Origin of the sequence: Mesorhizobium sp. M0478, assembly GCF_040321305.1 — a bacterium.
Lineage (GTDB): Bacteria > Pseudomonadota > Alphaproteobacteria > Rhizobiales > Rhizobiaceae > Mesorhizobium.
In genome coordinates, this window is sequence record NZ_JAMYRH010000003.1 from 25,327 (window position 1) to 37,855 (window position 12,529).

Consider the following 12,529-nt stretch of genomic DNA (forward strand, 5'->3'; position numbering starts at 1 on the left):
CTCAGAAATATCCCTCGCGCTTCTTCTTTTCCATCGAGCCGGCTTCATCGCGGTCGATGAGGCGGCCCTGGCGCTCGGAGGTGCGCGCCGTCAGCATCTCGCCGACGATGGCTTCGAGCGTGTCCGCGTCGGATTCGATGGCGCCGGTCAGCGGATAACAGCCGAGCGTGCGGAAACGCACCAGACGGTTCTCCATCGTCTCACCGGGGCGCAATTGCATGCGATCGTCATCCTTCATGATCAGCATGCCGTCGCGTTCGACCACCGGCCGCTCCTTGGCGAAATAGAGCGGCACGATCGGGATGTTTTCCTGCAGAATGTACTGCCAGATATCGAGCTCGGTCCAGTTCGACAGCGGAAACACGCGGATCGATTCGCCCGGCGCGATGCGGGTGTTGAAGATCTTCCACATCTCCGGCCGCTGGTTCTTCGGGTCCCAGACATGCTGGGCGTTGCGGAAGGAAAAGATGCGCTCCTTGGCGCGCGACTTCTCCTCGTCGCGCCGAGCCCCGCCGAAGGCAGCGTCAAAGCCGTATTTGTCGAGCGCCTGGCGCAACGCCACCGTCTTCATGACATGGGTGTGGGTGTTCGAGCCATGGTCAAAGGGGTTGATACCGTCGCGCACGCCGTCTTCATTGACGTGGACCAGCAGGTCGAAGCCGAGCTTCTGCGCCATCTGGTCGCGAAAGGCGATCATCTCGCGGAACTTCCAGGTGGTGTCGACATGCAGGAAGGGGAAAGGCGGCTTGGCCGGATAGAAGGCCTTCATCGCCAGATGCATCAGCACGGAGGAATCCTTGCCGACGGAATAGAGCATCACCGGCTTGGAGAAGGAGGCGGCAACCTCACGGAAGATGTGGATGGACTCGGCCTCGAGCCGCTGCAGGTGCGTAAGCGCGATGTTCATGGACTGTGAGCGTTCTCTCGTGCAATCCAGACCTTGCATCAGATGGATCGGGCGTCCTTTTCAGCCGCCCGGTTCAAGCTTCACTGCTGGACACTATCGGTTCGTGCCGGCGTTCTAGCAGATCGCCACCTGATATAACAACGCTGGAAAGGCCGGCGGCCACACCGATCGGCAACGAATTTTCCATGAAAAGCCTAGAATCCGGAAATTCCTGCCCGACGGAGCGATAGCATTCAAAGGCCGGGAAAAATCTTGCCTGGACCGAAAGAAACGCCGGCCGGACCTCGTCGCACTTTCGAAAACCGCACCCAGCCGCTATACCGGCTCCTGAACCTGCGCCGGGCGGCATGCCGCAAATGCCGCCGCCAAACATTGTCCGTCGCCACGCGACCCAGCGCATTGTGAACCAGAGCATTGACCCCGATCTCCGCCATCAAGCAGCACGTTTCGCCGTCACGGATCAACGTCACCTTCTCCATTTTGTGCTTCTTTTTCCCGCCGGTACTGGGATCGGCGGTCAGCTTTTTGTTCAATGGCGGCGGCCTGTGGTCGGTGCTTCTGCTTGCGCTGAAAAGACGGCGTTTCAACATCGACCGGCCGATGACCGCGATGACGGTGGCCATCTATGCCTATTGCGCAGCCAGCGTGCTCGCCTCCATCGTCAACAATTCGATCGCCAGGGATGCGCCGCATCTGGCAGGGCTGATCACCTTCCTGTTTTTCCCTGTCTCATACGCGACCTGGAGCATTACCGAGAAAACCACGCTGACGCGCATCGTCGTGCTGGCGAGCGCCGCCGCCTGTTTTGGCGCCCTGCTGCTGGCGGTCGTGCAATATCACGGGCTGGGCATACGGGCCGAAGGCGGCGCCGGCAATCCGATCGTGTTCGCGACCGTCGCCTGCCTCAGCATGATGATGTGCCTGGCAGGCGCCTTATCGGGTGTCGAAAAGAACAGGGCGTTGCTGGCCTGCGCGACACTGGCCGGCGCGGTCGACATTGTCTATTCGGGGTCGCGGATCATCTGGCTGGCGATGCTGGTGGCCGGCATCGCGGTCCTGCTGATCAACCGTCGCAAGCTCAACAACAGAAACGCCATTCGGCTTTTGCTGATTGCGGGCGCGATCGGCATCGTCATCGCGGTCATTGGTCTCCCCATCATTTCCGAGCGCGCGGCCTTCCTGTTCAGCGACTGGGATGCGCTCGCCACGAAGGGCGACCACACGACCGCGCTCGGCTTGCGCGCAGCACTTTGGCAGATTGGGCTGAGCGCCTTCCACGACATGCCGATTTTCGGTCACGGCATTGCTGCAAGCCGTGAGCTGATAAAGGATGGATTCCACAATCAGTTCCACATGCCGTCCACGGGCTTCAGCCATTTTCACAATGGCTTCCTGACTGCATTGGTGGAGGCCGGGCTGCTTGGAGCCGTAACGCTCGCGGCTGTGTTCTTCGTTGCCGCGAGAAACGCGGCCATCGTGCTGCGCACCAGCACGGACGCGATCGAGCGGTTCGGCGCCACGATGATTGTCGTCACTGCGATCACCTACCTCATCGGCGGCCTGACCGGCATTCTGGTCGGCCACGACATCCTCGATGCCACACTGATGGTGTTCCTGGTGTCCGGGACATATCTTGCATCGGGCCGGCAACAAATGCTGCCGGAACAACAGGCACCGGCCCCGGCGCCCCAGGCAAGCCGGCCGTGAAAGTGCTGGTCACAGGCGCGACGGGTTTCATCGGCAGGCAGGTCGTCAACCAGCTGCGCGAAGCCGGGTTCGGGGTGCGCATGGCATCGCGCCACCCGGAACGGCTCGATCCCGTGAGCGATGCGGTTTTGTTGCCGGACTTCGACGCACCGGCTCAGGCATACCAGGCGCTGATGCGAGATATCACCCATGTCGTCCACTGTGCGGCGCTCAACAATGACCGCAAGGCGAGCGAAGCCGACTTCATGGCAGCCAACGCGACACTGACCGCGCAGCTGGCGCGCGCGGCCGCCTCGCGGACAAGCGGGCGCTTCATCTATCTGTCGTCGATCCGGGCAGTAGCCGGTCCCGGTTTCAGCGGAACGATCAGCGAGGCGACGCTCCCTGCCCCGCAATGCGCCTACGGGCGCTCGAAACGCGAAGGCGAGATCAAGACACTGGAAGCCTATGCGTCCAGGCCCTCCGATGCCACGGCGCTGCGCCTGCCGCCGGTCTATGGCGAAGGCATGAAGGGAAACCTGCGTGGAATGATGCGGGCTGCCGCCATTGCCTTACCATTGCCCTTAGGCGCTTTCACCGCAGTTCGTTCGCTGATATCGCGCGACGCGGTGGCTGGCGCCGTGGCGCATCTTTTGACTCGTCCCACGCCACCGCGCCCGACCTATGTCCTGGGCGATGCTTCCCCCGTTGCGATGTTCGAAATCTTGACTGCATTCAGGCACGGATACGACGTTCCGACCCGGCTCGTTCCTGTGCCGGCCTGGCCATTCAGGCTGTTCGCCACACTGCTTGGCAGAAAAGCAGCGTACGACGCTTCCATGGCGACACAGATTTGCGACCCGTCACTGCTGATCTCGGAAGGCTGGATGCCGGAAACCGACACGCTCGGCCGGATTGAGGAACTTGCACGACAGGCCCGTCAGGTCCGGTAGATTGTGCCAAGCAGGATTTTGACGTCGAGTCCGATCGAGGCTCCCCTGAGATATTCGGCATCGGTTTCGGCGCAGAGTTTCGGATCCGACATGTCGATGCCTCTCATCTGCGCAAGCCCGGTAATGCCTGGAAGTGCGGCAAGCACACCCAATTGCCTGCGGCGGTCGACCAACTCGGTTTGCGTGGGCAGGCATGGACGCGGCCCGACCAGGCTCATCTCGCCCTTCAGCACGTTCCAGAGCTGCGGCAGCTCGTCGATCTTGAATTTTCGCAGCACCTTACCGGCGGCGGTGACGGAGTTTGCCGGCGCCTGATGCGAGGGCAGAGATGGCGTTCCCACAACCATCGTCCTCAACTTGTGGCAGCGAAACAGCACCCCGTGCTGGCCGACGCGAGTTTGGGAGAGGAGTGCCGGTCCGGGCGACGACAGCCTGATTGCCAGTATGGCAAGCAGGGTGACGGGCGAGGTCAGCGGCAACAGAACCGCCGCCGCGACGAGATCGAAAGCTCGCTTGGGTCCCCTCATGGCCATCTCAGCATGCTCTAGATCCGCCGCCAGATGAAGGCCACATAGAGCCCAAGCGTCCCAGCCAGCGTCTGCCGGTAGACGCCGCTTTTCCTGAGAAGGCGCAGGCGTCGCAAGATACCGCCCTTTCGCGCCCTGATGAACAGGCCGAGACAGGCGGCGGCATCCCTCGTGAGGATGTCGCGATTGACGGCCAGGCCGCTCAGATTGTGATCGGTCCAGACGGCGAACTCGCCCCTGAAGAGGCGCCCCAGCCGCGACAGCCTCGCCTTCCACGACACGTTGGCGCCGACCAGGTTTGCCTCATGCTGGCGGTAGCGCACCAGCGGTCGCGGGTCATAGCGGACAATGCCGCCGGCAGCCGTGACGATCAGATAGGTCCACCAGTCATGGCTGACGAACTCGGTCCTTGCCGATGCCTTTGCCAGCAACTTTCGCGCGGCGCGGTTGATCATCATCGTGTTGCCGCCGGCAATGCTTTGCACAAGCGCATTGCGAAATGCGGGTGGATGCTGGAACAGCGGCGAATACCCTTGCGCTGCTCCGGTTTCGGACATGGTCGCGGTTCTGGAGCAAAACAGCAGCGGCGTTCCGGCGTCGTGCCCTTGCATCCAGGCAATGGCGCTCTCCAGCCTGTCCGGCTCCCAGATGTCGTCCTGGTCGCAGAAGGCGTAGTAGTCGGCCTCGATGCGCGGATCGATGATCATCGCGCGGAAATTGGCGGCAAAGCCTTGGCGAGGACCATTCGACAGGGTCAACCGGCCCTTGGACCAGCGGCTCTGCCAGGCGCCGATAATGGCCGAAGTGCCGTCTGTCGAACCGTCGTCGGAAACCCAGAGGTCGACAACAGGATGCGATTGCGCAGCCAGCGACGCGAGCTGCTCGTCAAGGAAAGCCGCGCCATCTTTCGTGCCCAGCAGCACGGCCACGCGCTGATCTTGTCTGCTCACTGGTTCAAAATCATCTGCAAACGCCTGGGAACGGCCATCGGATCGGTTTCAATAGCCAATCCCGGTCGATCAGGACAGGCTCTTTGTTTTGACGCAATCCCGGACGGAAAACCGCTCCACACTTTTCTTGGAATTGCTCTAACCAGCTTGCCCGACTGTTTTCGCAACGGTTTCCCGGCGTGCCTCACTTGGAGGCTCTTCCGCCTGATAGAGGCCGGCCATGACGGCGAGCGCCGAGGCCTTGTCCTGATCGCGCATGGCCGCCTGCAGCAATGTCAGCGCCGCCTGGACCTTGGGCCATCCCACGACATCGGTCCTGAGGCCGAAGATCTTGGGGATATCCAGCGCGACGATCTCCTCATTGCCGCCATGCAGCACTTCGTGAAGCTTCTCGCCCGGCCTGATCCCGGTGAAACGGATCGGAATGTCGGTGTAGGGGCTTTTGCCGGCCATGCGGATCATGGTTTCAGCGACTTCGAGGATCGGCACCGGCTTGCCCATGTCGAGCATGTAGATGGCGTAGTCGTCCTTGCCCTGGCGCCGCTCGGCGTCGGCCGCCGACATGATGACGAGGTCGACGGCTTCGGCCACCGTCATGAAGTAGCGGGTCATGCGGCGATCGGTGATGGTGACCGGACCGCCGGCCTCGATCTGCGCCTGGAAGATGGTGGCGACCGAGCCATTGGAGCCGAAGACATTGCCGAACCGCACGGCGATGAACTTGGTGCCGGAGCGACGGCCGCTGGCCCCGGTGGCGTGCGTTTCGTGCAGCGAAGAGACGATCTGCTCGGCGGCGCGTTTCGTCATACCGAGCACCGAGGTCGGATCGACCGCCTTATCGCTGGAAATCAGCAGGAACTGCGGCACCCCGCATTTGGCGGCAACCTCGGCGCAGACGAGGGTGCCCAAAATGTTGGTCTGGATCGCCGATTCCCAATTTTCCTCGAGCAGCGGCACATGTTTGAGCGCGGCGGCATGGAAGATGATGTCGGGCTTGAAATCGCTGACGACGCGGGTGATCTGGCGCCGGTCTGTGACATCGACGATGCGGCTCTTGAGCCGGACATGGTCCTTTTCGTCAACCTGCTGGTCGAGCTGGAAAATACCGAACTCCGAGATATCGGCGACCAGAACCGCCTCGGCGCCAAGTTCCAGCGACCGCTTGACCAGGATGCGACCGATTGAGCCGGCGCCGCCGGTGACCAGGACGCGCTTGCCACCGATAAAGCCGCCGATCCGCTCAATATCGGAAGCAACTGTGGGGCGGCGCAGGATGGTTTCCATCTCGACAGCGTCGAGTACCAGCTTTCCGCCTTGGCCGAGCTCCGAAACGCCGGAGAATTGGACGACGGCGATACCGCTGTGACGGGCGACACGGACCAGTTCCGAATATTCCTCGATCTCGCGTTCGGTGCCATTGCCGAAAATCAGCATGTCGAGGCTTTTGGTGCCTCTTGCATATTCTTCGAGGACCTCGACCAGGCGGGGCCGCACGGCTACCACCGGAACGCCCTGGATCTGCGTGCCCAACGGCGCGCCGTTCTCGATGGCCATGATGCCGGCGATGGAATATTCGGCCGGCTCGGCCGTGCGTGTGAAGCGGATGATGACGTCTGCTTCGCCAAGCCTGCCGACGAACAGCGCTTGTTTGATCGCCGCATTGTTTGCGTTGCGGCTCAGGATTCGCCAGCTCGCCCCGTCGCGCAGGAACCGGTAATAGAGCCGAGGCGCCGATATGATGGTGAAGGAGACGAGGAAAAAGACGATGAACTGGCGCTCGTTGAGGCCGGTCACCGGCTGAAACGATCGAACCGCCAGCGAGACGACATAGAGCGTGACGGTCAGGATGGCGCAGCTCTTCAGGATGTTGAAGAAGTCCGGCGTGGAGGCGAAACGCCACACGGTGTTGTAGAGGCCGCAATAGCGAAACAGCATATGGCTGAGAAAAACAATACTTGCCCAGCACGCCAGGCCGGCCGTGGAGAGCGCGTCGAATGAAAGTCTCGACTGAGAAAGCCCCAGACTCAGCGCCACCGCGACCAGGACCATGACCAGATCCTGGATCATTATAATGGCGCGCCGCATCTTCGGCCGAAGTCCGGACACGACCTCTACATAGGATGTCATTGGGTAGTACTGAACTCCAGGCGCAAGGACATGGACACTAACGTGGTGCAAGAGCGACGGAAACCCGTCACCGATCACCTGTTTAGAGTGCCAATCCCCAGCCCCGCCGCTTTGTATCGCATAGCGTGGAGTTGTAGTGATCGCCAGATATTTTTTTGGAAATTCCCTTGGCTGGCCTTCAATCCAGGCGATCGGGCGGGAGGCGCGCACCGAGATCCATGCGCATTTGCTCAAAGCGGGCGTCGCCGGCCAGATTGTTCCACTCATAAGGGTCGGCGCTCAAATCATAGAGTTCTTCCGACAAGTCGGAGTAGCGCGTGTAGCGCCAGCGGCTTGACCGCACAGAATGATTGCCGCGCAACCATGTCATGATCGCACAATGGTCTTCCATTTTGCCGCCCCGCGCCAAAGGCATGAGTGAACGGCCGTCTATGTCCGCTGGTGGCTCGAACCCGCAAAGATCAAGAAGCGTAGGAAACAAGTCGACCAGACTGATCGGCTGGTCGACGCGAGCCGATGTCGCCATACCTCGTGGCGGCACCAGAATGAAGGGCACTCGCGTTGCTTCCTCCCACAGCACGAATTTCCGCCAGTGCAGCTTTTCGCCCAGGTGGAACCCGTTGTCTCCCCAAAGGACCACGATCGTATTGTCGGCGGCGGGCGAAGCATCCAGGGCGTCAAGCACACGTCCAATCTGACTGTCGCAGTAGGAAATGGCCCCGAGATAGCCTTGGACGGCGTTGCGCCATTGCCCGTGTTTCAGGACGGTTTCGTGGTCAGGCGGCGACAGAGCCCAAGCCTTTGCGATGGCGGGAACGTCGTCAAGGTCGTCATTCTTGACAAAGGGCAGGCTGACCTTGTCGAGAGGATAAAGATCAAGGAATCGTTGCGGTACGTACCAGGGCAAATGCGGCTTGTAGAAACCCGTCGCGCAAAAGAACGGCTGCTCGTGCGGTTTTTGCAGGAAGGCGCAAACCGCGTCCGCGGTCTTGAAATCGGGCATCTCCGGCTCGCGAGCGGATTCGATGGCGCCCCAATCGAAGTGATGATTCATCGACGCTACGTTCGGGAAATCATCAAAATCAAACATGCGGTTGAGCGGCCGATGCAACGGCATCGGCTCGGCGGCGGTCGTATGGAATTCGTCCCACAAGGCTGGGCGGTTCTCGATGTCGCTCCATCTTGCCGACGGCGTCCTGTTGCGCCCTGCATCGGCGTAGTCGAAACTGCCATGGAACACTTTCCCCGCACCCATGCAGAAATACCCGGCCTCGCGCAGGCGCTCGAGCAGTGTGACCCTGCGCAGCGGCGCCTCCCAGAATGGCTCGTTCTGATAGACACCCGTTGTCGTCGGCAGGCATCCGGTAAACACGGACATCCGGCTGGCATTGCAATAGGGCGCCGTGCAGTAGGCGCGCAGAAACGTCGTTCCACGCGATGCGAGGCGGTCGATTGCAGGCGTCTTGACGTCCGGATGGCGGCCCAACGGCGCAATCCAGGAATTGAGGTCGTCAGCCACGATGAAGAGGATGTTGGGTCGCTCCATCAGCCTTCTACCGCCAAGCCCGAATCAAAAGTCGGCCAGTCGGAAACCGACAGCCCCGAAAGTCGGGAGAATTCGACGGTGTCATCGTAAAAAATCTCGCGCAAATAGGTTACGTCCTCCGGTCGAAGCTCGTTCTCACATCGTCTCCCAAGATGATCTGTTCGCGGAGCAAGGGGGAGAAACGGTTGGATGGAAAGGAACCCGGCAACGGCATCCAGCGTAGGTTGGTGATCCCTCAACAAATCCAGTGAACGCAGGAGCAGAACGTTCTCCCTTGGGAACAAGGCAAATAGCCGGCGTAGTTGGCGTGCGTAAAAGCCCCGTTCGACATAGCTATACACACGCCATGCCGGATCGGTCTGATCCAACCCCTTTAGTCGCCAGCGGCCTTGCCGGATCGCCAGGTGAAACGGCAGATGCTCCGACCGGTTACCGGTCTCCATACGCCATTGCGACCACGCTCGCTCGATCGGATCGCGAAAAATGAAGACAAGCTTCATTGCGGGATTGTATCGCTTTATCCGTTCCAGCGATGGCGGCCAGAAGAGATAGATCGGGGTCACGTCAAATCCGATGCCTCTCCCAGCATCGTCGGAAAAAAAGCTTCCCAATTTGCGATAGTCCGGCTCCGTCCAGTTCTGCGTCTCGTCGTCAAAGAAATGCATCTCCTTGACGGACGGCGTCGCCAGCTGTGGGTGTTGGCTGAGATAGCCGAACAGGCTGGTCGTGCCGGACTTCTGCACCCCACCAACGATGAAACCCAACACAGGCTGGTCCAATGCATGCGCCCCCATGCCAAGGTTACGTCCTTGTCACCACTGTCTCTCGCCCCCCGACGAAAGTGCCCGGCAAGCCATCAAGGAAGCCTAGACAGCGGCGTTTGCCAAGTCCAGTTGCTGATAATCCCGCCCGGAAGCGAACTGCTTGATGAAATCGCGCTGTCTTTCGCTGGGGGGCTCAAGTCCAATAAAATCTGCGATCTCGCACAACAGTGACTCCGGGTTCAACAGCGAACGCTCATAGCTGACAAGGAGCGTCGGCCACTGCAATCGCTGCAGCAATTCCCAATATCTGCTGTACCTGATCAGCGCCAGGTCATAGGCTTGCTCGATCGAGGACTGCATCTGCTTGACTTCGGACTGGGCGACCGCAGCCATGTCGCGGTTGACGAACACGATGAACGGGTTCCTCACGACCTCCGCTATCGCCCCGAGGTAAAGATCGGCAGACGGATCTTTCCAACCCCATAGATCATTGGCATCATTTCTCGCCTCGATGATCTCTTCCAGCTTCTTCAAGCCATTATCTGCCGAACCATCGATCAGGCGGCCATCGATGTCCCGACCCTGGGCCGCATAAACGAGCTCCATATCCTCATGGATGATGGAAGCGGGTGACGATCCCATGGGCACACCCAGGATTATGGCCGCACCGGCGACGAGGCTTGTGCCGCCCCGGCCACATCCGACCACTATCAGGGTTCGTGGCCCCAGCGGCAACGCGAGTCTGACCGCCTTGTGTGATGTAGCCATCGCCACCGTCTTACGCTCCTAGTGTCCCAATGTTCGCAGTCGCCCGACCGCGACGCCGGCAATCGAAAAAATTCATGACGGTTATTGTTTGCCGGTTGCTGCTTTTTCCGCGCGAACCTGCAGGCGACGCTTGAAGAAATTCAGATGTTTGGCAGTGAGCGACTGGTCCCAATCCCGCGGATACTTCATTGCCTTGGCAAATCTGTACCTCTGCTCCAGGTCCCCGCTCCTTGACTTTGCCAGCTCCAAAGCTGAAACGATTTCATTCAATTCCGAAGCAGCCGGGATGATATTTCCGCTGAGGCCCTTCAAATAATCATCAGTTTTTGTCTTGAAGGTATTTGTCACAACGACACAGCCGGATCCGGCCAGATCCATCGGGATCATGCTCGGATGCGGAGAAGCCATCAGCGTGAGACAGATATCAAAACCCGAGACCTCCTCGATGTATTTGCTGAGGTCCATCCTTGGCAACGAAACCGATCGAACCCCGGGCTGCAACTCGACAACACCTTCTCCCAAGCCCATGCCCACGCAATCCCATTCCTCGGGGTCGAAAATGCCCCGCCTGAAGGCCGTCGTAAGAGCTAACGCTGTAAGTTCGAACATATTCCGATCCACCACCGGCCGAGAATAGAAGACGATCGTCTTCTTTTTCTTTGCAAGATTGCGTTGGATGAACATGTCCTTGGGCAGGAGATTGGACGAGCAGGCGTTGTTGAAAAACGTATGCGACATGCCGCGAGACCTTATGCCGCCGACATCATTCGAAATGAAGAACTGCATAAGGCTTTCGCTTGAAAATATCGCCTCGTAGTCCATCGCGTATGTACGATCTGCAACGGCATATAGACTATTTGCCGGATAAAATGCAGCCTCATAGTCCTGTATCAGGTATATAAACTTCTTGCTCTCTGTGCGCGCTGTAATCTTTTCTGCAAAATAGGCTGAATACCAAACGGTTGCCACGGCATAGTCGTAGCGCGATATAGCAAGAGGTTTCCGCCTCTCGCCGATATACTCGACTTCGAGTTCATCGAAGACACCCTCCATACCGGGGTATTTCAAAACCTTTTCTCTGAAGTCGGCGATATTGAAATAGAAATTATCAAATAGGACGAGGCGAACATTGATGCCCGTCTTGCGCAAGAACAGCGCCATCTGGAAGACGCCGAAGAACCCGGCCGAGATCGATTTGAAGTCGAAAGCAGGAACCAGGACATTGATCGTCTGCGGCCGGCGCTCGTCTATCTCGACGTCCGGCATGTCGTAGATTCGATTCAGCCGCAGGTTCAAGAACTCGTGATCATAGACATGGTTTGGCGGAGCGACCGCCGGGACGAGCGGCAGCTGCGACAGGTAGGAAAGTTGCAGGTCGGAGAGGAAGCCAAGGCGGTGCGCCGCCGACATGCACCAATAGGCAAGCCTGCCCCTATAGCTTTGCAGGGGAACGTCGGGGTCGAAGACCTTATGGTAGGATTGTTTCAAATCCTGGTGCCCGAAGATTCGGGCGCCGGCGCCGGCGAGCGTTGCAGTCAGCTGACGACGCATTAGCCAAAGGTCTCCTCTCTCACGACGCGACCTTTCTCGAGAAACACCGCGGAACTGCACATCGACCGGATCAGGGCATCGGAATGCGATGCCAGCACGACGATGGCGGCATTGTTGAGCCAATGCTCCATTCTCTCTCTGGCCTTCTTTTGAAATGACGCGTCGCCCGTGCCCAGCCCTTCGTCAAGAAGCACGATATCGGTCGGATATGCGGTGACAACCGAAAACGACAGCCGTGTCTGCATGCCGGACGAGTAGGTGCGTACCGGCAAATTTATGAAATCGCCCAGTTCCGAGAACTCGATGATCGATTCGGTCTGGCGCTCGATTTCACGGGGGGCGATACCGGTCATGAGGCTCTGAAGCCGGATGAACTCTCGGCCCGTGAGTTCGGGAGATAAACCCATGGAGGGCGTTATCAGAACGGCCGAGTCCCCGTTGATGACAGCTGTCCCGCTGGTGGGTTTGAGAATGCCTGCCAAGACGCGCAACAGTGTCGTCTTGCCAGCACCGTTGTGCCCGCTCAGTCCCAGCCGGGTGCCGGGTTTAAGATCGAGCGACACGCCATCGAGAGCCGCGACTTCGAAACGGCCGGAGTCACCGGCCAGCAAACGCCCGCCCGTGGTGAAACGGAGCGCGGCTTGCTTGAGAGAACGATTTGCCGGAGCCGACCAGACCGGAATTCGGACGGTGACGTCGCTCAGATGAATGGATGGCGGTGACATGGGGCTTCCAATACAATTGTGTGAC

11 protein-coding genes are annotated in these 12,529 nt (G+C 59.6%); 2 read left to right on the forward strand and 9 right to left on the reverse strand.

Annotated features, from left to right (window positions below; translation table 11 throughout):
- Position 1: 1 nt before the first annotated feature.
- Entirely contained in the window at positions 2 to 907 is a 906-nt protein-coding gene (gene cysD, locus NKI64_RS08025; RefSeq protein ID WP_023670717.1) for a sulfate adenylyltransferase subunit CysD, read from the reverse strand.
- Positions 908 to 1,321: 414 nt separating this feature from the next.
- Here cysD and NKI64_RS08030 point away from each other — a divergent pair, with 414 nt between their 5' ends.
- Positions 1,322 to 2,614 carry an O-antigen ligase family protein gene (locus tag NKI64_RS08030; RefSeq protein WP_031198404.1) on the forward strand — a complete coding sequence of 431 codons (1,293 nt, stop codon included), beginning with the start codon at positions 1,322 to 1,324 and terminating at the stop codon, positions 2,612 to 2,614.
- Complete coding sequence (locus NKI64_RS08035; protein WP_023670715.1) at positions 2,611 to 3,546, forward strand: NAD-dependent epimerase/dehydratase family protein; 936 nt, start codon at positions 2,611 to 2,613, stop codon at positions 3,544 to 3,546. The genes NKI64_RS08030 and NKI64_RS08035 overlap by 4 nt, the downstream gene beginning before the upstream one ends.
- Here the strand turns inward: NKI64_RS08035 and NKI64_RS08040 are convergent.
- The 8 genes from NKI64_RS08040 to NKI64_RS08075 form a co-directional block, all read right to left on the reverse strand.
- Positions 3,534 to 4,073, reverse strand: a complete 540-nt coding sequence (locus tag NKI64_RS08040; RefSeq protein WP_023684586.1) for a sugar transferase — start codon at positions 4,071 to 4,073, stop codon at positions 3,534 to 3,536. The genes NKI64_RS08035 and NKI64_RS08040 overlap by 13 nt on opposite strands.
- Before the next feature lie 17 nt (positions 4,074 to 4,090).
- Positions 4,091 to 5,023, reverse strand: a complete 933-nt coding sequence (locus tag NKI64_RS08045; protein ID WP_023732070.1) for a glycosyltransferase family 2 protein — start codon at positions 5,021 to 5,023, stop codon at positions 4,091 to 4,093.
- Between the two features lie 138 nt (positions 5,024 to 5,161).
- Positions 5,162 to 7,150 carry a nucleoside-diphosphate sugar epimerase/dehydratase gene (locus NKI64_RS08050; RefSeq protein ID WP_031197112.1) on the reverse strand — a complete coding sequence of 663 codons (1,989 nt, stop codon included), beginning with the start codon at positions 7,148 to 7,150 and terminating at the stop codon, positions 5,162 to 5,164.
- A gap of 178 nt (positions 7,151 to 7,328) precedes the next feature.
- Positions 7,329 to 8,696 (reverse strand): sulfatase, encoded by a 1,368-nt coding sequence (locus tag NKI64_RS08055; protein WP_352667449.1) that lies wholly within the window; start codon positions 8,694 to 8,696, stop codon positions 7,329 to 7,331.
- Positions 8,696 to 9,475: a sulfotransferase family protein gene (locus tag NKI64_RS08060; RefSeq protein ID WP_352667452.1), complete on the reverse strand. Its 780-nt coding sequence runs from the start codon at positions 9,473 to 9,475 to the stop codon at positions 8,696 to 8,698. The genes NKI64_RS08055 and NKI64_RS08060 overlap by 1 nt, the downstream gene beginning before the upstream one ends.
- Before the next feature lie 87 nt (positions 9,476 to 9,562).
- Positions 9,563 to 10,228: a sulfotransferase gene (locus NKI64_RS08065; RefSeq protein ID WP_352667455.1), complete on the reverse strand. Its 666-nt coding sequence runs from the start codon at positions 10,226 to 10,228 to the stop codon at positions 9,563 to 9,565.
- A gap of 81 nt (positions 10,229 to 10,309) precedes the next feature.
- Positions 10,310 to 11,779: a rhamnosyltransferase WsaF family glycosyltransferase gene (locus tag NKI64_RS08070; RefSeq protein WP_352667458.1), complete on the reverse strand. Its 1,470-nt coding sequence runs from the start codon at positions 11,777 to 11,779 to the stop codon at positions 10,310 to 10,312.
- Positions 11,779 to 12,504, reverse strand: a complete 726-nt coding sequence (locus NKI64_RS08075; protein ID WP_023687183.1) for an ABC transporter ATP-binding protein — start codon at positions 12,502 to 12,504, stop codon at positions 11,779 to 11,781. The genes NKI64_RS08070 and NKI64_RS08075 overlap by 1 nt, the downstream gene beginning before the upstream one ends.
- Positions 12,505 to 12,529: the final 25 nt, after the last annotated feature.

Excerpts from the sequence above, each read along its gene's own strand:
- NKI64_RS08075 (WP_023687183.1), bottom strand. The coding sequence starts at position 12,504 with ATGTCACCGCCATCCATTCATCTGAGCGACGTCACCGTCCGAATTCCG.
- NKI64_RS08050 (WP_031197112.1), bottom strand. The coding sequence starts at position 7,150 with ATGACATCCTATGTAGAGGTCGTGTCCGGACTTCGGCCGAAGATGCGG.
- NKI64_RS08065 (WP_352667455.1), bottom strand. The coding sequence starts at position 10,228 with ATGGCTACATCACACAAGGCGGTCAGACTCGCGTTGCCGCTGGGGCCA.
- NKI64_RS08055 (WP_352667449.1), bottom strand. The coding sequence starts at position 8,696 with ATGGAGCGACCCAACATCCTCTTCATCGTGGCTGACGACCTCAATTCC.
- cysD (WP_023670717.1), bottom strand. The coding sequence starts at position 907 with ATGAACATCGCGCTTACGCACCTGCAGCGGCTCGAGGCCGAGTCCATC.
- NKI64_RS08040 (WP_023684586.1), bottom strand. The coding sequence starts at position 4,073 with ATGAGGGGACCCAAGCGAGCTTTCGATCTCGTCGCGGCGGCGGTTCTG.
- NKI64_RS08070 (WP_352667458.1), bottom strand. The coding sequence starts at position 11,779 with ATGCGTCGTCAGCTGACTGCAACGCTCGCCGGCGCCGGCGCCCGAATC.